The 22,553-nt window shown below is 66.1% G+C and carries 22 protein-coding genes; 15 read left to right on the top strand and 7 right to left on the bottom strand.

Going from position 1 to position 22,553, the window contains the following annotated elements; all coding sequences use genetic code 11:
* Positions 1 to 66: 66 nt before the first annotated feature.
* The 5 genes from ACIPK7_RS28175 (at position 67) to ACIPK7_RS28195 (ending at position 5,682) form a co-directional block, all read left to right on the top strand.
* The gene (locus ACIPK7_RS28175) at positions 67 to 1,449 is read left to right on the top strand and encodes an aspartate aminotransferase family protein (protein WP_401091579.1); all 1,383 of its coding nucleotides are present in this window, start codon (positions 67 to 69) and stop codon (positions 1,447 to 1,449) included.
* A 184-nt stretch (positions 1,450 to 1,633) separates the two neighbouring features.
* The gene (locus tag ACIPK7_RS28180) at positions 1,634 to 2,680 is read left to right on the top strand and encodes an ABC transporter substrate-binding protein (protein ID WP_401091581.1); all 1,047 of its coding nucleotides are present in this window, start codon (positions 1,634 to 1,636) and stop codon (positions 2,678 to 2,680) included.
* A gap of 66 nt (positions 2,681 to 2,746) precedes the next feature.
* On the top strand, positions 2,747 to 4,138 hold the full coding sequence (locus ACIPK7_RS28185; RefSeq protein ID WP_192435425.1) for a cytosine permease: 1,392 nt from the start codon (positions 2,747 to 2,749) through the stop codon (positions 4,136 to 4,138).
* On the top strand, positions 4,135 to 5,247 hold the full coding sequence (locus ACIPK7_RS28190) for a class II histone deacetylase (RefSeq protein WP_192435424.1): 1,113 nt from the start codon (positions 4,135 to 4,137) through the stop codon (positions 5,245 to 5,247). The genes ACIPK7_RS28185 and ACIPK7_RS28190 overlap by 4 nt, the downstream gene beginning before the upstream one ends.
* 42 nt (positions 5,248 to 5,289) lie before the next feature.
* Complete coding sequence (locus tag ACIPK7_RS28195) at positions 5,290 to 5,682, top strand: lysozyme inhibitor LprI family protein (protein ID WP_401091583.1); 393 nt, start codon at positions 5,290 to 5,292, stop codon at positions 5,680 to 5,682.
* A gap of 236 nt (positions 5,683 to 5,918) precedes the next feature.
* Here ACIPK7_RS28195 and adhP read toward each other — a convergent pair whose 3' ends face one another.
* Entirely contained in the window at positions 5,919 to 6,953 is a 1,035-nt protein-coding gene (gene adhP / locus ACIPK7_RS28200) for an alcohol dehydrogenase AdhP (RefSeq protein ID WP_401091585.1), read from the bottom strand.
* A gap of 318 nt (positions 6,954 to 7,271) precedes the next feature.
* On the opposite strand from adhP, the gene purE reads away from it, so the two are divergent.
* From purE to ACIPK7_RS28220, 4 genes are all read left to right on the top strand, one after another.
* Positions 7,272 to 7,763: a 5-(carboxyamino)imidazole ribonucleotide mutase gene (gene purE / locus ACIPK7_RS28205; protein ID WP_024766741.1), complete on the top strand. Its 492-nt coding sequence runs from the start codon at positions 7,272 to 7,274 to the stop codon at positions 7,761 to 7,763.
* Between the two features lie 8 nt (positions 7,764 to 7,771).
* The gene (locus ACIPK7_RS28210; RefSeq protein ID WP_401091587.1) at positions 7,772 to 8,857 is read left to right on the top strand and encodes a 5-(carboxyamino)imidazole ribonucleotide synthase; all 1,086 of its coding nucleotides are present in this window, start codon (positions 7,772 to 7,774) and stop codon (positions 8,855 to 8,857) included.
* A gap of 203 nt (positions 8,858 to 9,060) precedes the next feature.
* Positions 9,061 to 9,306 carry a GlsB/YeaQ/YmgE family stress response membrane protein gene (locus ACIPK7_RS28215; protein ID WP_081519143.1) on the top strand — a complete coding sequence of 82 codons (246 nt, stop codon included), beginning with the start codon at positions 9,061 to 9,063 and terminating at the stop codon, positions 9,304 to 9,306.
* An 85-nt stretch (positions 9,307 to 9,391) separates the two neighbouring features.
* Entirely contained in the window at positions 9,392 to 9,934 is a 543-nt protein-coding gene (locus tag ACIPK7_RS28220; protein ID WP_138213650.1) for a DUF3299 domain-containing protein, read from the top strand.
* Positions 9,935 to 10,071: 137 nt separating this feature from the next.
* Here the strand turns inward: ACIPK7_RS28220 and ACIPK7_RS28225 are convergent, their stop codons facing one another.
* From ACIPK7_RS28225 to ACIPK7_RS28235, 3 genes are all read right to left on the bottom strand, one after another.
* Complete coding sequence (locus tag ACIPK7_RS28225; protein ID WP_401091589.1) at positions 10,072 to 10,983, bottom strand: D-hexose-6-phosphate mutarotase; 912 nt, start codon at positions 10,981 to 10,983, stop codon at positions 10,072 to 10,074.
* A gap of 81 nt (positions 10,984 to 11,064) precedes the next feature.
* Positions 11,065 to 11,745, bottom strand: a complete 681-nt coding sequence (locus ACIPK7_RS28230) for a GNAT family N-acetyltransferase (protein ID WP_401091591.1) — start codon at positions 11,743 to 11,745, stop codon at positions 11,065 to 11,067.
* A gap of 12 nt (positions 11,746 to 11,757) precedes the next feature.
* Complete coding sequence (locus tag ACIPK7_RS28235; RefSeq protein ID WP_192435417.1) at positions 11,758 to 12,207, bottom strand: GNAT family N-acetyltransferase; 450 nt, start codon at positions 12,205 to 12,207, stop codon at positions 11,758 to 11,760.
* A 116-nt stretch (positions 12,208 to 12,323) separates the two neighbouring features.
* Between ACIPK7_RS28235 and ACIPK7_RS28240 the strand changes: the two genes are divergently transcribed.
* Positions 12,324 to 13,784 (top strand): PLP-dependent aminotransferase family protein, encoded by a 1,461-nt coding sequence (locus tag ACIPK7_RS28240; protein WP_401091593.1) that lies wholly within the window; start codon positions 12,324 to 12,326, stop codon positions 13,782 to 13,784.
* 209 nt (positions 13,785 to 13,993) lie between these two features.
* Positions 13,994 to 15,205 (top strand): YeeE/YedE family protein, encoded by a 1,212-nt coding sequence (locus ACIPK7_RS28245; RefSeq protein WP_401091595.1) that lies wholly within the window; start codon positions 13,994 to 13,996, stop codon positions 15,203 to 15,205.
* A gap of 1 nt (position 15,206) precedes the next feature.
* Here the strand turns inward: ACIPK7_RS28245 and ACIPK7_RS28250 are convergent, their stop codons facing one another.
* On the bottom strand, positions 15,207 to 15,377 hold the full coding sequence (locus tag ACIPK7_RS28250) for a hypothetical protein (protein WP_401091597.1): 171 nt from the start codon (positions 15,375 to 15,377) through the stop codon (positions 15,207 to 15,209).
* Entirely contained in the window at positions 15,370 to 15,930 is a 561-nt protein-coding gene (locus ACIPK7_RS28255) for an HdeD family acid-resistance protein (protein WP_138523167.1), read from the bottom strand. The genes ACIPK7_RS28250 and ACIPK7_RS28255 overlap by 8 nt, the downstream gene beginning before the upstream one ends.
* Positions 15,931 to 16,288: 358 nt before the next feature.
* Between ACIPK7_RS28255 and betI the strand changes: the two genes are divergently transcribed.
* The 3 genes from betI to betA all read left to right on the top strand — a co-directional run bounded on the left by betI (position 16,289) and on the right by betA (position 20,212).
* Positions 16,289 to 16,882 carry a transcriptional regulator BetI gene (gene betI, locus ACIPK7_RS28260; protein WP_045214133.1) on the top strand — a complete coding sequence of 198 codons (594 nt, stop codon included), beginning with the start codon at positions 16,289 to 16,291 and terminating at the stop codon, positions 16,880 to 16,882.
* 46 nt (positions 16,883 to 16,928) lie between these two features.
* Positions 16,929 to 18,401, top strand: a complete 1,473-nt coding sequence (betB, locus tag ACIPK7_RS28265; protein WP_401091599.1) for a betaine-aldehyde dehydrogenase — start codon at positions 16,929 to 16,931, stop codon at positions 18,399 to 18,401.
* Positions 18,402 to 18,529: 128 nt separating this feature from the next.
* Positions 18,530 to 20,212: a choline dehydrogenase gene (gene betA, locus ACIPK7_RS28270; RefSeq protein ID WP_192435410.1), complete on the top strand. Its 1,683-nt coding sequence runs from the start codon at positions 18,530 to 18,532 to the stop codon at positions 20,210 to 20,212.
* 52 nt (positions 20,213 to 20,264) lie between these two features.
* Here betA and ACIPK7_RS28275 read toward each other — a convergent pair whose 3' ends face one another.
* Positions 20,265 to 20,669, bottom strand: a complete 405-nt coding sequence (locus tag ACIPK7_RS28275; RefSeq protein WP_017521585.1) for an acyl-CoA thioesterase — start codon at positions 20,667 to 20,669, stop codon at positions 20,265 to 20,267.
* A gap of 259 nt (positions 20,670 to 20,928) precedes the next feature.
* On the opposite strand from ACIPK7_RS28275, the gene ACIPK7_RS28280 reads away from it, so the two are divergent.
* Positions 20,929 to 22,248: an MFS transporter gene (locus ACIPK7_RS28280; RefSeq protein WP_192435409.1), complete on the top strand. Its 1,320-nt coding sequence runs from the start codon at positions 20,929 to 20,931 to the stop codon at positions 22,246 to 22,248.
* Positions 22,249 to 22,553 lie beyond the last annotated feature (305 nt).

The raw sequence follows: 22,553 nt of genomic DNA on the forward strand, positions 1-22,553 counted from the left end.
CTCGATCCCCTGAAGACCCCTCAGGCCGGCTGCCGGAGCACCGCCGAGGGATAGAGGAGAAAGTCGATGACCGACAAGACCCGCGCGCCACGTGATACCCGCGAATACCAGAAAGCGGACGCGGCCCACCACATCCATGCCTTCCTCGACCAGAAGGCGCTGAACGCCGAAGGCCCGCGCGTAATGGTGCGTGGCGAAGGCCTGCACCTCTGGGACAACGATGGCAACAAGTACATCGACGGCATGTCCGGCCTGTGGTGCACCAACCTGGGCTACGGCCGCAAGGACCTGACCGCCGCCGCCACCGCCCAGCTGGACGAGCTGCCGTACTACAACATGTTCTTCCACACCACTCACCCGGCGGTGATCGAACTCTCCGAGACCCTCTTCAGCCTGCTGCCCGACCACTACAGCCACGCGATCTACACCAACTCCGGCTCCGAGGCCAACGAGGTGCTGATCCGCACCGTGCGCCGCTTCTGGCAGATCGAAGGTAAGCCGCAGAAGAAGATCATGATCGGCCGCTGGAACGGCTACCACGGCTCCACCCTGGCAGCCACCGCGCTGGGCGGCATGAAGTTCATGCACGAGATGGGCGGCCTGATCCCGGACATCGCGCACATCGACGAGCCCTACTTCTTCGCCGCCGGCGGTGACCTGACCCCGGCCGAATTCGGCCGTCGCTGCGCCCTGCAGCTGGAAGAGAAGATCCTCGAGCTGGGCGCCGACAACGTCGCCGGCTTCATCGCCGAGCCCTTCCAGGGTGCTGGCGGCATGATCTTCCCGCCGGAAAGCTACTGGCCGGAAATCCAGCGCATCTGCCGTCAGTACGACGTGCTGCTGTGCGCCGACGAAGTGATCGGCGGCTTCGGCCGCACCGGCGAGTGGTTCGCCCACCAGCACTTCGGCTTCCAGCCCGACACCCTGTCCATCGCCAAGGGCCTGACCAGCGGCTACATCCCCATGGGCGGCCTGGTGCTGAGCAAGCGCATCGCCCAGGCGCTGGTGGAAGAGGGCGGCGTGTTCGCCCACGGTCTGACCTACTCCGGCCACCCGGTGGCGGCAGCGGTGGCGGTGGCCAACCTGCGCGCGCTGCGCGACGAGGGCTGGGTGAATGCGGTGAAGAACGACACCGGCCCGTACCTGCAGCAGTGCCTGCGCGAAGTCTTCGGCAACCACCCGCTGGTGGGCGACATCCAGGGCACCGGCTTCGTCGCCGCGCTGCAGTTCGTCCAGGACAAGGCGACCCGCAAGCGCTTCGACAACGAGAACGACATCGCCTGGCGCTGCCGCACCATCGGCTTCGAGGAGGGCGTGATCATCCGTTCCACCCTCGGCCGCATGATCATGGCCCCGGCGCTGGTCGCCGGCCGTGCCGATATCGACGAGCTGGTCGACAAGACCCGCCGCGCGGTCGACCGCACGGCCCAGGAAATCGGCGTGCTGTAAGGCGCCGGAGCCGACTGTAGGGCGCATAACGCGCCAGCGTTATCCGCCCTACGGCTCCACGAATACCTGATAACAACGCCGCGAGCGCAAAGACGCCCGCGCGATGGAACCCTTTTGCCCGGCTTCTGGCCGGGGGTACTGCCCAGCAACACAACAACGCCAATCCGGCTGTGGGAGTCGTTCCATGAAAGTGTCCTTGCTCACGCGCATCTCCATCACCTGTGCCCTTGCTGCCGCTGTCGGCAGCGTTAATGCACAGCCCCAAAGCATCACCGTCATCTCCTTCGGCGGCGCCACCAAGGCGGCCCAGGAGCAGGCCTACTTCAAGCCCTTCGAGGCCAGCGGCGCCGGCAAGATCGTCGCCGGCGAGTACAACGGCGAGATGGCCAAGGTGAAGGCCATGGTCGATGTCGGCAAGGTCACCTGGGACGTGGTCGAGGTGGAAAGCCCCGAGCTGCTGCGCGGCTGCGAGGAAGGCCTGTTCGAACGCATCGACCCGGCGGCCATCGGCGACGAGAAGAACTTCGTCCCCGGCACCCTCAGCGAGTGCGGCGTGGCCACCTATGTCTGGTCCATGGTCATGGCCTACAACGGCGCCAAGGTCACCAAGGCCCCGCAATCCTGGGCCGACTTCTGGAACACCACCGAGTACCCGGGCAAGCGCGGCCTGCGCAAGGGCGCCAAGTACACCCTGGAAATCGCCCTGCTGGCCGACGGCGTGAAACAGGAAGATATCTACACGGTGCTCGGCACCAAGGAAGGCGTCGATCGCGCCTTCGCCAAGCTCGACCAGCTCAAGGGCAACATCCAGTGGTGGGAAGCCGGCGCGCAGCCGCCGCAGTGGCTGGCCGCCGGTGACGTGGTGATGAGCGCCGCCTACAACGGCCGCATCGCCGCCGCGCAGAAGGAAGGCGTGAAGCTGGGCATTGTCTGGCCGGGCAGCCTGTACGACCCGGAATACTGGGCCGTGGTGAAAGGCACGCCGAACAAGGCGCTGGCCGAGAAGTTCATCGCCTTCGCCAGCCAACCGCAAACCCAGAAGACCTTCTCCGAGAACATCCCCTACGGCCCGGTGCACAAGGGCACGCTGGACCTGCTGCCGGCGGACGTGCGCGACGCGCTGCCCACCGCGCCGGCCAACCTCGAAGGCGCCCGCTCGGTGGACGCGGCCTTCTGGGTCGACCACGGCGAAGAGCTCGAGCAGCGCTTCAACGCCTGGGCCGCCCGCTGATCCTTTCCTGATCCAAGCCCGGCGTCCGCGCCGGGCCTGCCTTGCCAACGACGCGTGAGAAACACAATGACAACGACGCAAAACCAGGCGACGACTCTGGAGCTGAGCACCATCCAGCCCATCGCCGCACACGAACGACACGGCCGCGCCCGCGACCTCTTCACCATTTGGTTCGGCAGCAACATCATGCTGCTGACCGTGGTTACCGGCGCCCTGGCGGTCACCGTGTTCAAGCTGCCGTTCTTCGCCGCCGTGCTGGCGCTGGTGCTCGGCAACCTGGTGGGTGGCGTGTTCATGGCCCTGCACTCGGCCCAGGGCCCACAGCTGGGCGTGCCGCAGATGGTGCAGACCCGCGGCCAGTTCGGCTCCTTCGGCTCCCTGCTGGTGGTCGCCCTGGTGGTGATCATGTACCTGGGCTTCTTCGCCTCCAACCTGGTCCTCGGCGGCCAGGCGCTGCATGCGCGCTTCGAGGTGATCGGCACCAACACCGGCATCCTGCTGGTGGGCGCGATCAGCGTGATCGCCACGGTGTTCGGCTACCGCCTGATCCACGGCTACACCCGCGTGATGTCCTGGCTGTCCGGCGCGGTGCTGCTGGTCAGCTTCTTCTGGCTGGTGTTCGTCCACGGCCTGCCGGCGGACCTGCTTGAGCGTAACGAGAACAACATCCCCGGCTTCCTCGGCGCGCTGTCCATCGCCGCGCTTTGGCAATTAGCGTATGCGCCCTACGTCTCCGACTACTCGCGCTACATGCCGCAGGGCACCGGTTCGCGCACCGCGTTCTGGTCGAGCTACTGGGGCTGCTGCCTGGGCTCGATCCTGCCGATGCTGCTGGGCGTGCTGGTCGGCCTGTCGGTGGGCGAGGGCGACGTCATCGCCGGCCTGATCGAGATGACCGGCGGCTTCAGCGCCATCATGGTCGCGGTGTTCTCCATCGGCATCGCCGCCACCAACTCGATGAACCTGTATTGCGGCACCCTCTCGGCCATCACCGTCGGCCAGACGCTGATTCCCGCTTGGTCGGCCAAGGCCGGCTGGCGCGCGGTGATCGCCCTGGCGCTGTTCGGCGGTTCGCTGACCATCGCCCTGCTCGGCCAGGACAACTTCATGGCCAACTACACCAACTTCATCCTGCTGCTGCTCTACGTGCTGGTGCCCTGGAGCGCGATCAACCTGGTCGACTACTACCTGATCGCCCATGGCGAGTACGACGTGCTGTCGTTCTTCCGTCGTGACGGCGGCATCTACGGCACCTTCAACTGGACCGCGGTGAACTGTTACATCCTCGGCATCCTGGTGCAGGTTCCGTTCATGTCCACCGCGCTCTACACCGGCGCCGCCGCGCAGGCCATGAACGGTGCGGACATCTCCTGGGTGGTCGGCCTGGGCGTGGTCTCGCCGGTCTACTGGCTGTTCAGCCGCAAGCGCCAGCGTGCCCTGAAGGCGGCTCGCGCATGAGTCGTCGTACCGGGTTCTTCTTCGACGAGCGCTGCTTCTGGCACGCGACCGGGCTGCACGCGCTGATCCTTCCCGTCGGTGGCTGGTTGCAGCCGCCGGTGGGCGGCGGCCACGCCGAGTCACCGGAGAGCAAGCGCCGCCTGAAAAGCCTGATGGACGTCTCCGGGCTGAGCAGCCAGCTGCACCTGTCCAGCGCGCCGCTGGCCAGCGAGGAAGACCTGCTGCGGGTGCACCCGGCCAGCTATCTGGAGCGCTTCAAGGCCTACAGCGAAGTCGGCCACGGCGACATGGGCGAGGAAACCATGGTCAGCCATGGCACCTACGACATCGCCCGGCAGTCCGCCGGCCTGACCATCGCCGCGGTGGATGCGGTGCTGCGCGGCGAACTGGACAACGCCTACGCGCTGTCCCGTCCGCCGGGCCACCACTGCCTGCCGGATCGCGGCATGGGCTTCTGCTACCTGGCGAACATCGCCGTGGCGGTGGAGACGGCCAAGGCACGCCACGGCATCCAGCGCGTGGCGGTGCTCGACTGGGACGTGCACCACGGCAACGGCACCGAGGCGATCTTCTACGGTCGCGACGACGTGCTGACCCTGTCGATCCACCAGGCCGACTGCTACCCCACCGGAACCGGTGCGGTGGGTGACATCGGCGAGGGTGCGGGCAAGGGCTACAACCTCAACGTGCCGCTCTATCCGGGCAGCGGTGACGACGCCTACCGCGTGGCCATGGAAACCATCATCGTGCCGGCGCTGGAACGCTTCCAGCCGGAGCTGATCGTGGTTGCCAGCGGCTTCGACGCCAACGGCGTGGACCCGCTGGCGCGCATGCTCGCCCACAGCGAGACCTTCCGCTTCATGACCGCCGCCGTGTGCGATGCCGCCGAGCGTCTGTGCGATGGCCGCCTGGTGGTGGTCCACGAAGGCGGCTACGCGGAAGCCTACGTGCCGTTCTGCGGCCACGCGGTGATCGAGGAAATGGCCGGCGTGCGCACCGAAGTGGTCGATCCCTTCCTGCCGATGCTCGAAGGCCAGCAGCCCGACGCGGACTTCCGCGCCTTCCAGCGCCAGGCGCTGGAGCGGATGGCCGCCAGGCTGCTCGGCTGACACTGCTAGAGTGGGCGGATCGAACGTCAGGACGATTCGCCCATGAAAGCTCTGCTTCTTTCCTTGCCGCTGCTGGTCCTCAGCGCTGCGGCTCTCGCCGACGACTTCGCCCACGCCCAGACCCAGGCCGAGATCAACGCCTGCACCGGCGCCGCCTACAAGGCCAGCGACAAGCGCCTCAACGACCTCTACGGGCAGTACCGCCAACGCCTGGATGCCGGGCAGAAGAAGGCCCTGACCGCCGCGCAGAAGGCCTGGTTGAACTACCGCGACCTTAGCTGCCAGTTCGAGACGGCGGGCGCCAAGGGCGGTTCGGGCTACCCGATGGCCTACAGCAATTGCCTGAAGGCCATGACCGAGAATCGCATTAAGGAACTGCAGACGCTGTCCGACTGCCAGGAAGGCGACTTCAACTGTCCCGCGCCCAGGCCCTGAGTGCATTTGTTGGATGGCGTGGAGCGAAGCGATACCCGTGCTGTCGGCGATGGGTGTAGGAGTAGCGCCCATGGGCCAGGCGCTCCCGGCTGTCATGCAGGTAGGCTTTGGCGCAAGGACCTCGCTCAGAAAGGAAGGGGAGCAGATGGTGCTGGCTGATGCGCGTTTCACTCTGACCCTCTCCCGCTAGCGGAAGAGGGTCAGGTGAGGGGCTCTTGCTCTGTACGGGAGGAGCTTTACATCTCGACCACGATCCGCCCTTCGATCTGCCCGGCACGCATGCGGTCGAGGATGCCGTTGATGTCATCCAGCTTTCCGGAGGCGACGGTGGCCTTCACCAGGCCTTCGCCGGCGAAATCCAGGGCTTCCTGCAGGTCGGCGCGGGTGCCGACGATGGAGCCGGTGATGTGCAGGCCCTTGAGCACCACGTCGAAGATCGGCGTGGGGAAATCGCCCGGCGGCAGGCCGACCAGCGACACGGTACCGCCGCGACGCGCCATGCCGATGCCCTGGCCGAAGGCGCTGTTGGATACTGCTGTGACCAGCACGCCGTGGGCGCCGCCGATATCGCGCTGCACCACTTGCACCGGGTCCTCCGTCTTCGCGTTGACAGTCAGGCTGGCGCCCAGGCGCTTGGCCAGCTCCAGCTTGGCGTCATCCACGTCCACCGCCACCACATGCAGGCCCATGGCCTTGGCGTACTGCACAGCCACGTGGCCGAGGCCGCCGATACCGGAGATCGCCACCCACTGGCCGGGGCGCGCGCCGGTTTCCTTCAGGCCCTTGTAGACGGTGACGCCCGCGCAGAGGATCGGCGCGATTTCCAGGAAGCTGACGTCCTTGGGCAGGATGCCGACGTAGTTCGGGTCCGCCAGCACGTATTCGGCGTAGCCGCCGTTCACCGAATAGCCGGTGTTCTGCTGGCTCTCGCAGAGGGTTTCCCAGCCGGTCAGGCAGTGTTCGCAGCAGCCGCAGGCGGTGTACAGCCAGGGCACGCCGACGCGGTCGCCTTCCTTCACGCGGGTGACGCCGGCGCCGACCGCTGCGACGAAGCCGACGCCCTCATGGCCGGGAATGAACGGCAGGCTCGGCTTCACCGGCCAGTCGCCTTCGGCGGCGTGCAGGTCGGTATGGCAGACGCCGGAGGCTTCGATCTTCACCAGGATCTGCCCCGGGCCGGGCAGCGGGACTTTGACTTCCTCGATCCGCAGTGGCTCGCCAAAGGCGTGGACGACAGCGGCTTTCATGGTCGTGGGCAGGGTCGTGGACATTGCGCTCGCTCCTTGAAGGGTGAGGGACCTGCCCCATCCGGGCAGGGTCGTGTCAGACGAGTCTGAGCCTCTGAGCCTAGGTCATCTTGAGCTGCGGCAAGCTTTTCCGAATTCATTGCCGGGCGTTTCAATCGGGTAATGACGAAATCGGGACCAACGGTCACGCACAGTGCACTCCGCCGCGCCCTTTGCGGTATACTGCGCCGCCTTCAAGCCGGCACTGCCCGCCGGTTTGGCCACGTACAAGCCACGCCCTCACGGAGTCGTGGCTTGTTGGTTTCTGACGCGCCCAAGAGCGCACTTGAGAGAGGCACGACGATGAGCGCACTGGTTGGCGTGATCATGGGTTCCAAATCCGACTGGAGCACCCTGAGCCACACCGCAGACATGCTGGACAAGCTCGGCATTCCGTACGAAGTGAAGGTGGTTTCCGCCCACCGTACTCCGGACCTGCTGTTCCAGTACGCCGAAGAGGCCGATGGCCGTGGCATCGAAGTGATCATTGCCGGCGCCGGCGGTGCCGCCCACCTGCCGGGCATGTGCGCCGCCAAGACCCACCTGCCGGTCCTCGGCGTGCCGGTCCAGTCCTCCATGCTCTCGGGCGTCGATTCGTTGCTGTCCATCGTGCAGATGCCCGCCGGCGTCCCCGTCGCCACCCTGGCCATCGGCAAGGCTGGCGCGACCAACGCAGCTCTGCTCTCCGCCAGCATCCTGGGTGCCAAGTACCCCAAATACCACGAGGCGCTGAAGCAGTTCCGCGCCACCCAGACCGAGACGGTGCTGGACAATCCCGATCCCCGCGAGGCCTGAGTACGACCATGAAGATCGGTGTCATCGGTGGCGGCCAACTGGGCCGCATGCTGTCCCTGGCGGGCACCCCGCTGGGCATGAACTTCGCCTTCCTCGACCCGGCGCCGGACGCCTGCGCGCAAGCCCTGGGCGAACACATCCGCGCCGACTACAACGACCAGGATCACCTGCGCCAGTTGGCCGATGGAGTCGACGTGGTGACCTTCGAATTCGAGAGCGTGCCGGCCGAGACCGTGGCCTTCCTCTCGCAGTTCGTCCCGGTCTACCCGAACGCCGAGTCGTTGCGCATTGCCCGCGACCGCTGGTTCGAGAAGTCCATGTTCAAGGAACTGGGCATCCCGACCCCGGCCTTCGCCGACGTGCAATCCCAGGCCGACCTCGACGCCGCGGTGGCCAGCATCGGCCTGCCGGCGGTGATGAAGACCCGCACCCTGGGCTACGACGGCAAGGGCCAGAAGGTCCTGCGCAAGGCCGAGGACGTCAGCGGCGCCTTTGCTGAATTGGGCAGCGTGCCGTGCATCCTCGAAGGCTTCGTGCCCTTCACCGGCGAAGTGTCGCTGGTGGCGGTACGCGCCCGCGACGGCGAGACGCGCTTCTACCCGCTCGTGCACAACACCCACGAGAACGGCATCCTGCGCCTTTCCGTGGCGAGCACCGACCACCCGCTGCAGGCGCTGGCCGAAGACTACGTCGGCCGTGTGCTGGACCAGCTGCAGTACGTTGGCGTGATGGCTTTCGAGTTCTTCGAAGTCGACGGCGGCCTGAAGGCCAACGAGATCGCCCCGCGCGTGCATAACTCCGGCCACTGGACCATCGAAGGTTCCGAGTGCAGCCAGTTCGAGAACCACGTGCGCGCCATCGCCGGCCTGCCACTGGGCTCGACCGCGAAAGTGGGCGAGAGCGCCATGCTCAACTTTATCGGCGAAGTGCCGCCGGTGGCTGAAGTGCTGAACATCGCCGACTGCCATCTGCACCACTACGGCAAGGCCTTCAAGGCCGGGCGCAAGGTCGGCCACGCCACCCTGCGCAGCGCCGACCTGCCGACCCTGAAGGCGCGCATCGCCGAGGTCGAGGCGCTGATCGCCAAGGCCTGACGGCCCGCCGACCAGGGTGACAGGAGAAAGCCGCGTCAATCGCTGACGCGGCTTTTTTCATGGGCGATCGGCAGACTGCTGTAAGGCTCGCGAAACACTCCGACTCGCTCTGGCACGCGGGGAAACACGGAACGCGATGCTTTCCTACACTGTCCCATGACACGCGCGAATACGCCGCGCATATCCCACAAGGAGGGACTGTCATGGGCTTCATCGGAACCATCGTCATCGGCCTGATCGTCGGACTCATCGCACGCTTCCTGAAGCCGGGCGACGACAGCATGGGCTGGATCATGACCATCCTGATCGGCATCGGCGGCTCGCTGCTGGCGACCTACGGTGGCCAGGCGCTCGGCATCTACGCGGCCGGCCAGGCGGCGGGCTTCATCGGTGCGGTAATCGGCGCCATCGTGCTGCTGGTCATTTACGGCCTGATCAAGAAGAATTGACGGTGATTTCCGCCCCTCTCCCGCCCAGGGGGAGGGCGCAGGAAGCCCTTACCGCCTGTGCCCGACCGGGCCTTTCGAGTCCACGATGCGCCGACCATTGCTCGCCTGCTGTCTGATACTGCTGACTTCCCTGGCGTCCGCCGCCGAACTCCCCGAAACCGACTGGCTGTCCCTGATGCCGCCGAGCGATCGAAAGGCGCTGGAGGACATGCCGGAAATCACCCACAACGGCCCCGAGGCCAACGGTACCTTCACCAACAAGGGCGGGCTGAAGCAGTCCGACAAGAAGCTGCCGCAGGTGATGTATTCGACCAAGACCGTGGCCGCGCTGAATGGCAAAGCGTTGCGCCTGGGCGGCTACCCGGTGCCGCTGGAGAACGACGCCAAGGGCCGCGTCACCGAATTCTTCCTGGTGCCTTACCCGGGCGCCTGCATCCACGTGCCGCCGCCGCCGCCGAACCAGATCGTGCTGGTGCGCTATCCCAAGGGCATCCAGATCGACGATATCTACAACCCGATCTGGGTCAGCGGCACGCTGAAGGTGGAGAAGGTCAGCAATGACCTGGCCGACGCAGCCTACGCCATCGACGACGCCAAGGTGCGGCCGGTGGAAGAGAGCGATCTGTAAGGCTTGTCGGCGTACCACCGTTCGCGGCTGCACACCGATTCTCGAGGAGAGAACGTAGGGCGAATAACCTGGAACAGGTTATTCGCCGGACCGTCTACGGCGGATAACGCTGGCGCGTTGGACGCCCTCCAAGGCCATCAGGCCTTCAGCGGCTCACCCCAGATTTCCACGCTCATGGTCTCGCTGCGCCCCGGCGCCACGCTCATGGCGTCGTCCATCACCCGCGCGGTCTCGATGCAGAGCATGCCGGTCCAGGCATCGTCGGGCATCTGCGACAGGCGCGCGGCCTTGTCGATCCAGGGGTTCCACACCACCGCCGAGCGCGAGCCGCCAGCCTTGATGTGGATGCCGCGCTCCCAAAGCGGGTCCTGGATCACCAGGGTCTTCTCCACGTCCAGGTAGACGCGGTCGGTCTCGCCGGTGAAGCGGATCAGTCCGTGCTGCTGGCGCTCCTCCCAGTTCTCCATGGCGTCGAGGTAGCGGTTGCCCTGCAGGCCTTCGATGCTGACCTGGCGGCAATCGCTGACGGCGAAGTAGGTGTGCAGTGCCTGGGTCAGCGGCAGCGGCTTGTCGCCGAGGTTGTGGGTGGTCATTTCCAGCGTTAGGCGTTCGCCGAAGCGCATCACCAGTTCCAGGCGCGCCGAGTGCGCCCAGCCGGGCAGGCCCTGGCTGGCGTCGTAGCTGAAGTGCGCCGACAGCTGGCCCTGCTCGTCGGCGATGTCGTCCAACTGCCAGTCGAGAGCACGCACCAGGCCGTGGGCCGGCGGCTTGTCGCCCTGGTAGGCGGTGCGGATGTCCACCGGGTTGCGGTCCAGGTTGCCGAACCACGGCCAGCACACCGGCACGCCACCGCGCACGGACTGGCCGTGGCGGTACTCGGCGGTCTCGCTCAGCCACACCAATGGCGGCTGTTCGTGGGGCTGGTAGCTGAGCAGTTGTGCACCCTGCTGGGCGATCAGCGCTTCACCATAAGCGGTGTGGATGCGCCAGCAGGACAGTTGATCGATCTGTACCTGCTCGACGCGGGGAGTCTGGATGTCGCTGCTCATGGTGTTCTCCGGGACTGCGCTGCGAAAGTTTCAGTATCACCGATCCTTCGCGTCGCAGGCAGTTCCCGGAGAATGAAAAGATCAGCGCAGGCGCAGGTCTGCCAGCTGTGCCCGCTGCCGTCCTTCGCCGTCGAAATTGGATGCTGCCAGCCAGGCCTCGAAGGCCTGCTGGCAGCGGGGCCATTCACTGTCGATGATGGAGAACCACGCGGTGTCGCGGTTGCGGTCCTTCACCACCGTGGCCTGGCGGAAGGTGCCCTCGAAGACAAAGCCCAGGCGCACCGCGGCGCGCATAGAGCGGGCATTGAGTGCGTTGCACTTCCACTCCAGGCGCCGGTAGCCCATCTCGAAGGCCCAGCGGGCCAGCAGGTAGACCGCCTCGGTGGAGGCCGGCGAGCGTTGCATCACACGGCCGTAGGCGATGTGGCCAATCTCGATGCTGCCGTCCTTCGGGAAAATCCGCAGGTAACTGAGCAGGCCGACGGCGCGCCCGCTGGTGCGGTCGATCACGGCGAAGAACAGTGGGTCGTTGCTCGCTGCGTTGCCCGCCAGCCAGGCATCGAAAGGCGCGCGCTCGGGGAAGGGGCCGTAGGGCAGGTAGTCCCACAGCACCGGATCGGAGTCCGGGCCTTGCAACGCTTGCCACAGGTCATCGCCATGCAGGGCGGCGTCCAGCGGCGCCAGGTTGATGGTGCGGCCGGTCAGGGTACGGCGTTCGGGGCTGGCGGCGGGGCGCCAGTTCAGCAGGGGTTGGTCGTTCATGGGCGCTCCGGCTCAGAGGATCTTACGGTACTGGACGAACCCGGAGCGGTCGGCAATCCGGTCATAGAGGAACATGGCGTCGGTGTTGCTCTCGTGGGTCAGCCAGTGCACCCGCGAGGCGCCATTGGCGCGGGCGTCGGCGTAGACGTGCTCGATCAGCTGCGCGCCGATGCCGCCGCCGCGCTGGCCTTCAGCGACATACAGGTCTTGCAGGTAGACGTAGTCGCCCTGGGTCCAGCAGGAACGATGGTAAATGAAGTGCACCATGCCGATGGCCACGCCATCGCGCCAGGCGAGGGCGGCGTGCATCGGTTCTGCCGCGTCCAGGAAACGCTGCCAGGTGACGGCCGTGGTGGCTTCGTCAATGGTGGTCTTGTAGAAGCGCTGGTAGCCCTGCCAGAGTGGCAGCCAGGCAGCGTGATCAGCGGCGCTGATCGGACGGATCTCGACGGCGGAGGACATGCTGACAACCTTGTGTGCGTTGGAATGCTTTCAGACTAGGTCGGGAATTGGTTCTGCTAAAGAGCCATTAATGGTGAAATAAAAGGAACCATTGCTGTCGTCTGGAATCCGCCTCCATGAGCGTCCCGTTGTCTTTCAACCCGTCCGGCATCCGCCTCGATCCCGCCCGACCGCTGGGTGCGCAACTGTTGCAGGCGTTGCGCGAGCGCATCCTCGACGGTCGCCTGGCTGCCCGTTCGCGCCTGCCGGCCAGCCGCGACCTGGCCTCATCGTTGGGGGTTTCGCGCAATACCGTGGTGCGCGCCTACGAGCAGCTCTACGCCGAGGGTTACATCGAAGGCCGCACGGGCGATGGCACCTACGTGGCGGAGCGGGTTCAGCCCTCGGTTGATGCGGTTCGCAGCGAAGCCCGCAGCCCGGATGCGCCCTCGCTGGAACGCCTCGCGCGGCACCATCTGCCGCTGCCTCCGACCGGCGCGCCACGGGCGTTCCGGGTCGGCGTACCGGCCTTCGACCTCTTCCCCTTCGATACCTGGGCGCGGTTGCAGGCGCGCTTCTGGCGCGATCCGCCGCTGGATTGCCTGGGTTACGGCGACCCGGCCGGCGAGCATCGCCTGCGCGAACTGGTCGCCGCCTACCTGCGCACCACCCGTGGCCTGCATTGCGATGCCGGACAGATCATCATCACCAGCGGCGCCCAACAGGGCATCGCACTTTGTGCCCAGGTGCTGCTCGCCGAAGGTGACGGCGCGGCCATCGAGAACCCCGGCTACCGCGCTGCGGGTCATGCATTCGCCACGGCGGGTGCGCGCCTGAACGGCGTGCCGGTGGATGCCGATGGCCTGTGCACAGCGCAGCTGGAACAACTGCCGGACTGCCGGCTGGTCTACGTCACGCCGTCGCATCAGTACCCCACCGGCGTGACCCTTTCCCTGGCGCGGCGCCTGGAACTGCTGGAGTGGGCCGAGCGCAGCGGCGGCTGGATAGTCGAGGACGACTACGACGGCGAGTACCGCTACAGCGGCACGCCGCTGATGCCGCTGGCCGCGCTGGATCGCCATGATCGCGTGCTCTATGTCGGCACCTTCTGCAAGATCGCCTTTCCGGCGCTGCGCCTGGGCTACCTGGTCGTCCCCCCGGCGCTGGCGCAATCCTTCGCCCGTCGCCGTGCGCTGGATGTGCGGCATTCCGAGGTCGGTACCCAGCGGGTGATGGCGGACTTCATCGCCGAAGGGCATTTCCAGCGTCATGTCCGGCGCATGCGCCGCGCTGCTCGCAGTCGCCGCGATGCGCTGCTGCGCGGCTGGCCGGAGGTGGCTGGCTGCGCGCCGATGCCGGCGGTGGAAGCAGGCTTGCACCTGTGCGTGCGGGTCGACAGCCGCGAGCGTGAGCTGGAACTGGTGCAGCGTGCGGCGGCGGTTGGTGTCGAGGTGAATGCCCTGAGCGATTACTGGCTGCCGGAGTCCATCGAGCCGGCGGACCAGCGTGCCGGGCTGGTGCTGGGCTTTGCCGCGGTGCCGGAGGCGCGGATTGCCGAGGCGTTGAAGGCTTTGCGCAAGGCCTGGGCTCGAACGTAGGGCGAATAACCGGTCACGGTTATCCGCCGTCCGAGCTCCGGCGCAGTCGGGCGGCGGATAACGCTTGGGGCGTTATTCGCCCTACGCTCAACTCGGGCTTTCCCCGAGGCTTGTAACTCCCGGCTATTTCCTTAGCTGCCTTACGAAGTTGGCGGCAGGCACCAGGCTCCCTAGAATATCGCCCCTCTCGAAAACACCCCGGAGCCGCCATGAGCCTAGCCCTGTCCACCGTGCCCGAGCGCAAGTCCACTGCGCTCTGGGTCGCCTTCCTCCTGCTGCTGGCGGGCGCGCTGTTCCTCGCCCAGGTGGTGAGCGGCCGGCAGGCGCTGCTGTTCCTGGTCGGCGGCGCACTGGGACTGACGCTCTATCACGCCGCCTTCGGCTTCACCTCCGCCTGGCGCGTGTTCATCCGTGAACGCCGTGGCGCCGGACTGCGTGCACAGATGGTGATGCTGGCGCTGGCCGTGCTGCTGTTCTTCCCGGCCCTGGCTGCCGGCACGCTGTTCGGCGAGCCGGTGAAGGGGCTGGTGTCGCCGGCCGGCACGTCGGTCATCGTCGGCGCCTTCATCTTCGGCATCGGCATGCAGCTGGGCGGCGGCTGCGCCTCCGGCACGCTGTTCACCGTCGGCGGCGGCAACGCGCGGATGCTGGTAACGCTGCTGTTCTTCATCATCGGCTCGGTGGTCGCCACTCACCACATCGGCTGGTGGTTCGCCCTGCCGTCGCTGCCGCCGACCTCCATCGTGCAGTCGCTGGGCCTGTTCCAGGCGCTGGCGCTGAGCCTCGCGCTGTTCGCCGCTATCGCTGCCGTCAGCGTGGTGCTGGAACGTCGTCGGCATGGCGTGCTGGAGCTGATCGCCAGCAATGGCGAGAAGGGTGTCGGCCGCTTATTCCGTGGTCCCTGGCCGCTGGTGTGGGGTGCGGTGGCGCTGGCGCTGCTGAACTTCGCCACCCTGGCGCTGGCCGGGCGTCCCTGGGGCGTCACCTCGGCCTTTGCGCTGTGGGGGGCGAAGGCCTTCGAGAGTCTCGGCATTGCCGTCGACCAGTGGGCCTTCTGGCAGGTCGAAGCCAACGCCAAGGCGCTCGCCGCGCCGGTCTGGCAGGACGTCACCAGCGTGATGGACTTCGGCATCATGATCGGCGCGTTGCTGGCTGCCGGTCTCGCCGGGCGTTTCGCACCGAGCCTGAAGATCCCGGCGCGCTCGTTGATCGCGGCAGTCATCGGCGGCCTGCTGCTGGGCTACGGTGCGCGCCTGGCTTACGGCTGCAACATCGGCGCGTACTTCAGCGGCATCGCCTCCGGCAGCCTACACGGCTGGCTGTGGCTGGTGGCGGCGTTCTTCGGCAACGCGGTGGGCGTGCGCCTGCGGCCGATCTTCTTCCCCGCCGAACGCGTGGAAGCGCGCCTGACCGGCTGCTGAGTCAGGCAGGGCGAGGCGTCTCGCGCTCCGCCCAGTAGGTCTGCCGATGGCCGCGGGCCTGGTAGTCCCGCGCCAGGGCTTCAGCCTCGGCGCGGCTCAATTGGCGGCGCATGACGAAGCGGTTGCCGTTGTCGTCCAGGCGCAGCAGGCACCAGTCGCGCTCCTCAGGCATTGAAGGTCGAAGTCTTGCGCAGGCGCAGCGCGAGCAGGATCAGCAGGACGCCGAAGAACACCGAGTAGGCGCCGATCACCCAGGCTACGGCGATTGCCCCAGCGCCCGGATTGCCGATCATTAGCACCCCGAACAGCACCGACACCGCGCCGGAAAGCCCCAGCCACCATTCGTTCTGCAGCGCCTTGCGCAGGCGGATCGCAGCGATGATCTGCAGCACGCCCATCACCAGCGCCCAGCCGGCGATCAGCATCAGCAGGCCCAGCGCAGTCAGCTGCGGCCAGAGGAAGGCGACCAGCCCGGCGGCAATCCCCAGCAAGCCCACCAGTACCAGCGGCCACAGAGGCCGGCCGGATTCGCGCATCTGTGCGGCGGCGATCAGGGTGAACAGGCCGTCGATGAAGGCGTAGGCGCCGAAGAACAGCACCATCACGGTCAGCACGATGCCCGGCCAGACCATGGCCAGGATGCCGAACAGCAGGGCGGCGACGCCGCGCAGAGCGATCCATTTCCAGTGGCGGCCCAGGGCTTGCCAGAGCGGGTGTTGCGACATGGCGGCGATCCTCGCGAGGGGTATGGCTGAAACCATAGTCGCTGGCGCGCGGCGCGGGCTCTGACATGGAACAAAAGAAAGCCCGGCATGAGCCAGGCTGTGGAAGGCCCGTCGCAACGGGCGGGTGCCGTCAGGCGACGTCACCGGGGAGAGCGGCTGCGACACATCCGGCGCGGATTCTGCGATCCTTGCCGGCGACGTAGCGATGAACGGTACGGGCCCCGCCATGCGGGCGCCTCGGAGGCGTTGATGCAACGCAGCATATTCTTAGTTGATTGAGCGTTCAATAAAAAACGAATAGACTGGCCCACATTATCGCCGGATGGCACAGGCACGCCCGGCGAAGAGGAGATTCGAAATGCCCAAGGTCGGTATGCAGCCGATTCGCCGCTCCCAGCTGATCCACGCGACCCTCGAGGCGGTGGACCAGGTGGGCATGAGCGACGCCAGCATCGCCCTGATCGCCCGCCTCGCGGGGGTTTCCAACGGCATCATCAGCCACTACTTCCAGGACAAGAACGGGCTGCTGGAAGCGACGATGCGACATTTGATGTCGGCATTGAGCAAGGCTGTCGCCGAGCGCCGCGCTACCTTGCGCAACGACGAACCGCGCTCGCACCTGCGGGCCATCATCGCCGGCAACTTCGACAGCTCGCAGGTCAACGGCCCGGCCATGAAGACCTGGCTCGCGTTCTGGGCGACCAGCATGCACCAGCCGGCACTGCGCCGGCTGCAGCGGATCAACGACCACCGGCTGTATTCGAACCTGTGCAGCCAGTTCCGCCGCGAACTGCCGCTGGCCCAGGCCCGCAGCGCCGCGCGCGGGCTGGCCGCGCTGATCGACGGCCTCTGGCTGCGGGGCGCGCTCTCGGGCGATGCCTTCGACACCGAGCAGGCGTTGGCGATTGCCTACGACTACCTCGACCAACAACTGGCCAAGCGCCCCGGATAGCGGGCGCAGCCTTGCGCTGACACCGACAAGAGAGGACCACCGCACCATGGCTCGATTCGAAGTACAGAAGCTCTACATTGGCGGTCGCTACGTGGAAGCCACCAGCGGCGCCACCTTCGAGACCATCAATCCGGCCAACGGTGAAGTCCTCGCCCAGGTACAACGCGCTTCGAAGGAAGACGTCGAGCGCGCCGTGCAGGCGGCGGTGGCAGGGCAGAAAGTCTGGGCGGCGATGACCGCCATGCAGCGTTCGCGCATCCTGCGCCGCGCCGTTGACATCCTCCGCGAGCGCAACGACGAACTCGCCGAGCTGGAAACCCTCGACACCGGCAAGCCGCTGGCCGAGACCCGCTTCGTCGACATCGTCACTGGCGCCGACGTGCTCGAGTACTACGCCGGCCTGGTGCCCGCCATCGAGGGCGAACAGATCCCGCTGCGCGACACCAGCTTCGTCTATACCCGCCGCGAGCCGCTGGGCGTGGTCGCCGGCATCGGCGCCTGGAATTACCCGATTCAGATCGCCCTGTGGAAATCCGCCCCGGCCCTGGCCGCCGGCAACGCGATGATCTTCAAGCCCAGCGAAGTCACCCCGCTGACCGCGCTGAAGCTCGCCGAGGTCTACACCGAAGCCGGCCTGCCCGATGGCGTATTCAACGTGCTCACCGGCAGCGGCCGCGAAGTCGGCCAGTGGCTGACCGAACACCCGCTGATCGAGAAGATCTCCTTTACCGGCGGCACCTCCACCGGCAAGAAGGTCATGGCCAGCGCCTCCAGTTCCTCGCTCAAGGAAGTCACCATGGAGCTGGGCGGCAAGTCGCCGCTGATCATTTTCGAGGACGCCAACCTCGACCGCGCCGCCGACATCGCCGTCATGGCCAACTTCTTCAGCTCAGGCCAGGTCTGCACCAACGGCACCCGCGTGTTCATCCCCCGCAACCTGCAGGCCCGATTCGAGGCCAAGGTACTGGAGCGTGTGAAGCGCATCCGTCTGGGCAACCCGCGGGACGAGAACACCAACTTCGGCCCGCTGGTGAGCTTCCCGCACATGGAGAGCGTGCTCTCCTATATCGAGTCCGGCAAAGAACAGAAGGCCCGCCTGCTGTGCGGTGGCGAGCGCGTCACCCACGGCGAGTTCGGCAAGGGCGCATACGTCGCGCCGACCGTGTTCACCGACTGCACGGACGACATGACCATCGTCCGCGAGGAAATCTTCGGGCCGGTCATGAGCATCCTCGTCTACGACACCGAAGACGAGGCTATCCGCCGCGCCAACGACACCGAGTACGGCCTCGCCGCTGGCGTCGTGACCCAGGACCTGGCCCGCGCGCACCGGGCGATCCACCGCCTGGAAGCGGGCATCTGCTGGATCAACACCTGGGGCGAGTCGCCGGCCGAGATGCCGGTTGGCGGATACAAGCAATCGGGTGTCGGTCGTGAGAACGGCCTGACCACCCTGGCTCACTACACTCGCATCAAATCCGTACAGGTAGAGCTGGGCGACTACACCTCGGTGTTCTGATCGCCGCGATCGAGCCATGAAAGGCCGGTCGCAGGCATGACTCCCTGACCACCGGCCATCCCGAACACGCAGACACCGGCGCGCACGCGTCGCGGGCGGTGTCGTGCCTGAAAAATAGGAAGGCCTGCATGTCCCAGGAATACGACTACATCATCATCGGCGCCGGTTCTGCCGGTAACGTACTGGCTACCCGCCTGACCGAGGACGCCGACGTCAGCGTGCTGCTGCTCGAAGCCGGCGGCCCGGATTACCGCGCCGACTTCCGCACGCAGATGCCGGCGGCGCTGGCCTATCCGCTGCAGGGCCGCCGCTACAACTGGGCGTACCTGACCGACCCCGAACCGTACATGAACAACCGCCGCATGGAGTGCGGACGCGGCAAGGGCCTGGGCGGCTCCTCGCTGATCAACGGCATGTGCTACATCCGCGGCAACGCCATGGACTTCGATGGCTGGGCGCAGGAGAAGGGCCTGGAAGACTGGACCTACCTGGACTGCCTGCCGTACTTCCGCAAGGCTGAGACCCGCGACATCGGCCCCAACGACTACCACGGCGGCAGCGGCCCGGTGAGCGTCACCACGCCCAAGGCCGGCAACAACCCGCTGTTCCACGCCATGGTCGAGGCCGGCGTGCAGGCCGGTTACCCGCGTACCGAAGACCTCAATGGCTACCAGCAGGAAGGCTTTGGTCCGATGGACCGCACCGTCACCCCGCAAGGACGACGCGCTAGTACTGCCCGTGGCTACCTGGACCAGGCCCGCGAGCGGCCCAACCTGACCATCGTCACCCATGCGCTGACCGACCGCATCCTGTTCAGCGGCAAGCGCGCCATCGGCGCGACCTATCTGCATGGCGATGACAACGCGCTGAAGGAAGTCCGCGCACGCCGCGAAGTGCTGGTGTGCTCGGGTGCCATCGCTTCTCCGCAACTGCTGCAGCGCTCCGGCGTCGGCCCTTCCGCGCTACTGCGCGACCTGGGCATCGAGGTAGTGCATGACCTGCCCGGTGTCGGCCAGAACCTCCAGGATCACCTGGAGATGTACCTGCAGTACGCCTGCAAGCAGCCGGTGTCGCTGTACCCGGCACTGCAATGGTGGAACCAGCCGCAGATCGGCGCGGAGTGGATGTTCCTCGGTACCGGCCTGGGCGCGAGCAACCAGTTCGAGGCCGGCGGCTTCATCCGCAGCCGTCCGGAATTCGAGTGGCCGAATATCCAGTACCACTTCCTGCCCGTCGCCATTAACTACAACGGCAGCAACGCGGTGAGCGAGCACGGCTTCCAGGCTCATGTCGGCTCCATGCGCTCTCCCAGTCGCGGGCGGATCAACCTGACCTCCCGTGATCCGCGCAAGCATCCGAGCATCCTGTTCAATTACATGTCCTGCGAGCAGGACTGGCAGGAGTTCCGCGACGCTATCCGGATCACCCGCGAGATCATGAATCAGCCGGCGCTCGACCCCTATCGCGGCCGCGAGATCAGCCCGGGCTTGGACAAGCAGAGCGACGCCGACCTCGACGCCTTCGTCCGTGAACACGCGGAAACGGCTTTCCACCCGTCCTGCTCCTGCAAGATGGGCAATGACGACATGGCGGTGGTCGATGGCGAAGGCCGTGTGCACGGTATGGAAGGATTGCGCGTGATCGATGCGTCGATCATGCCGCTGATCATCACCGGCAACCTCAACGCCACCACCATCATGATGGCCGAGAAGCTCGCCGATAAGGTCCGCGGCCGCCCGTCACTGCCGCGCAGTACCGCCGACTACTTCAAGGCCGATGGTGCGCCGGTGCGCGGAAAACCGCAGCGCTGATTCCGAAGGTAAGAAACGAAAACGCCGGCGAGAGTGCCGGCGCTTTCAGTTTTCAGCCACGACGCGGAGGAACCGGTCGGGTACGCCCGCTACCGTCGATGGCGACGAAGACGAAAACCGCCTCGGTGACCTTGCGCCATTCGCTGGACAGCGGGTCATCGCTCCATACCTCGACCAGCATGCGGATCGAGCTGCGGCCCACTTCCAGGGTCTGGGTATAGAAGGAGAGCTGCGCGCCGACTGCGACCGGGACCAGGAAGGCCATGCGGTCGATTGCTACCGTGGCCACGCGGCCTCCGGCGATGCGGCTGGACATGGCGGTTCCGGCGAGATCCATCTGCGCCACCAGCCAGCCACCGAAGATGTCGCCAAAGCCGTTGGTCTCGCGCGGCAGGGCGGTGATCTGCAAGGCCAGGTCGCCTTGCGGGATAGGATCTTCTTGTTCGAGCTCGATCATAGGTAAGGGCCTCTTGCCCCCGGCGTACTCATGGTGAGGTTATGGAAAAACTCTCCCAAGACACCTGCCGGCGCAAGGCCTTGGGACAGCTTTTGATCGGCCTGCCCGCATTATATAGAGGGAGGGCCGGCGCGACGACCGCAGGATAGGGTGAAATTCCTGCGGGCGCGGCCGCTGTGTCGCCTCCGCGCAATTTGCTATGGTGCGGCACCTGCGGCTGCCGGCCGCAGCCTCCTTGCCTGCAGAGATAACAAGTACCATGCCTTCTGTGAACGCTCCTGCCGCGCCCGCGTCACGTCCGTTGACCCGCAGCGACTACAAGACTCTTTCGCTGTCCGCGCTGGGCGGCGCCCTCGAGTTCTACGACTTCATCATCTTCGTGTTCTTCGCCACCGTGGTCGGCAAGCTGTTCTTCCCCGCCGACATGCCCGACTGGCTGCGCCAGCTGCAGACTTTCGGCCTGTTCGCCGCCGGCTACCTGGCCCGTCCGCTGGGCGGGGTGGTGATGGCCCACTTCGGCGACCTGCTGGGCCGCAAGAAGATGTTCACCCTGAGCATCTTCCTGATGGCCGTTCCCACCCTGATCATGGGCCTGCTGCCCACCTACGCACAGATTGGTATCTGGGCGCCGCTGGCGCTTCTACTGCTGCGTGTCATCCAGGGCGCCGCCATCGGTGGTGAGGTGCCGGGTGCCTGGGTGTTCGTAGCGGAGCACGTCCCGCACCGTCATGTGGGCTATGCCTGCGGCACGCTCACGTCGGGTCTGACCGCGGGCATCCTCATCGGTTCGCTGGTCGCGACCCTGATCAACAGCGTCTACAGCGCCGAAGAAGTGCAGGGTTACGCCTGGCGTATCCCGTTCCTGCTGGGCGGCATCTTCGGCCTGTTCTCCGTCTACCTGCGCCGCTGGCTGCACGAGACGCCGGTATTCGCCGAACTGCAGCTGCGCAAGCAACTGGCCGATGAGGTGCCGCTGGGTGTGGTGGTGCGTGAACATCGCCCGGCCATCGTGCTGTCCATGCTGCTGACCTGGGTACTGTCCGCCGGCATCGTCGTGGTGATCCTGATGACCCCGTCGGTGCTGCAGACTGTCTATGGCTTCGACGCGGCTACGTCGCTCAAGGCCAACAGCGTGGCCATTGTCTGCCTGAGCGTCGGCTGCATCCTGTCCGGGCGTCTCGCCGACCGTTTCGGCGCGGGCCGCACCTTTATATATGGAAGCATCCTGCTGGGCGTCGTCTCCTGGACCTTCTACACCAGCCTCAAGGCGCATCCGGATTGGCTGTTCCCGCTGTATGCGGTCACCGGCCTGTGCGTCGGCGTCATCGGCGCGGTGCCTTATGTGATGGTCAACGCCTTCCCGGCAGTTGTGCGCTTCACCGGCCTGTCCTTCTCCTACAACCTGGCTTACGCCATCTTCGGTGGCCTGACGCCCATGGTCGTTGCCCTTCTGATGAAGGAGGATCCGCTGGGCCCTGCCTACTATGTAGTAGCCCTGTGCGTGGTGGGCCTGCTGGTGGGGGCCTACCTGTTGCGCCAGGAACGGCGGCTGGCAGGCCAGGAAGTGGCTATAAACTGATCAGGCGGACAGTTTTTTGCAGAAAGATTAAATTAGTCGTTGACGGCCGATTTAAACTCCCTATAATGCGCACCACTCCCAGCGACGAAGCGCTGAAAGAACTTGAAAATCAAGTACTTACAGGTGTTCTGAGGTGAGGGTGGTGGTCAGGCGGGTGATTCACTTGCCGCTCTTCATTCGCTGCTTCGGTAGCGGGCTGAAAAGAAGATTGCCGAGGTGGTTGACAGCGAGTTTGATCGCTGTAGAATGCGCCTCCCGCTGATGAGAAGGTTTCCTTCGCTGAGGCACAAGCGATTGAGTAGAAA

Source organism: Pseudomonas sp. NPDC086581, from assembly GCF_044746165.1.
GTDB lineage: Bacteria > Pseudomonadota > Gammaproteobacteria > Pseudomonadales > Pseudomonadaceae > Pseudomonas.

Coding starts and splice junctions, on each gene's coding strand:
- ACIPK7_RS28175 (WP_401091579.1), top strand. CDS start 67: ATGACCGACAAGACCCGCGCGCCACGTGATACCCGCGAATACCAGAAA.
- ACIPK7_RS28180 (WP_401091581.1), top strand. CDS start 1,634: ATGAAAGTGTCCTTGCTCACGCGCATCTCCATCACCTGTGCCCTTGCT.
- ACIPK7_RS28185 (WP_192435425.1), top strand. CDS start 2,747: ATGACAACGACGCAAAACCAGGCGACGACTCTGGAGCTGAGCACCATC.
- ACIPK7_RS28190 (WP_192435424.1), top strand. CDS start 4,135: ATGAGTCGTCGTACCGGGTTCTTCTTCGACGAGCGCTGCTTCTGGCAC.
- ACIPK7_RS28195 (WP_401091583.1), top strand. CDS start 5,290: ATGAAAGCTCTGCTTCTTTCCTTGCCGCTGCTGGTCCTCAGCGCTGCG.
- adhP (WP_401091585.1), bottom strand. CDS start 6,953: ATGTCCACGACCCTGCCCACGACCATGAAAGCCGCTGTCGTCCACGCC.
- purE (WP_024766741.1), top strand. CDS start 7,272: ATGAGCGCACTGGTTGGCGTGATCATGGGTTCCAAATCCGACTGGAGC.
- ACIPK7_RS28210 (WP_401091587.1), top strand. CDS start 7,772: ATGAAGATCGGTGTCATCGGTGGCGGCCAACTGGGCCGCATGCTGTCC.
- ACIPK7_RS28215 (WP_081519143.1), top strand. CDS start 9,061: ATGGGCTTCATCGGAACCATCGTCATCGGCCTGATCGTCGGACTCATC.
- ACIPK7_RS28220 (WP_138213650.1), top strand. CDS start 9,392: ATGCGCCGACCATTGCTCGCCTGCTGTCTGATACTGCTGACTTCCCTG.
- ACIPK7_RS28225 (WP_401091589.1), bottom strand. CDS start 10,983: ATGAGCAGCGACATCCAGACTCCCCGCGTCGAGCAGGTACAGATCGAT.
- ACIPK7_RS28230 (WP_401091591.1), bottom strand. CDS start 11,745: ATGAACGACCAACCCCTGCTGAACTGGCGCCCCGCCGCCAGCCCCGAA.
- ACIPK7_RS28235 (WP_192435417.1), bottom strand. CDS start 12,207: ATGTCCTCCGCCGTCGAGATCCGTCCGATCAGCGCCGCTGATCACGCT.
- ACIPK7_RS28240 (WP_401091593.1), top strand. CDS start 12,324: ATGAGCGTCCCGTTGTCTTTCAACCCGTCCGGCATCCGCCTCGATCCC.
- ACIPK7_RS28245 (WP_401091595.1), top strand. CDS start 13,994: ATGAGCCTAGCCCTGTCCACCGTGCCCGAGCGCAAGTCCACTGCGCTC.
- ACIPK7_RS28250 (WP_401091597.1), bottom strand. CDS start 15,377: ATGCCTGAGGAGCGCGACTGGTGCCTGCTGCGCCTGGACGACAACGGC.
- ACIPK7_RS28255 (WP_138523167.1), bottom strand. CDS start 15,930: ATGTCGCAACACCCGCTCTGGCAAGCCCTGGGCCGCCACTGGAAATGG.
- betI (WP_045214133.1), top strand. CDS start 16,289: ATGCCCAAGGTCGGTATGCAGCCGATTCGCCGCTCCCAGCTGATCCAC.
- betB (WP_401091599.1), top strand. CDS start 16,929: ATGGCTCGATTCGAAGTACAGAAGCTCTACATTGGCGGTCGCTACGTG.
- betA (WP_192435410.1), top strand. CDS start 18,530: ATGTCCCAGGAATACGACTACATCATCATCGGCGCCGGTTCTGCCGGT.
- ACIPK7_RS28275 (WP_017521585.1), bottom strand. CDS start 20,669: ATGATCGAGCTCGAACAAGAAGATCCTATCCCGCAAGGCGACCTGGCC.
- ACIPK7_RS28280 (WP_192435409.1), top strand. CDS start 20,929: ATGCCTTCTGTGAACGCTCCTGCCGCGCCCGCGTCACGTCCGTTGACC.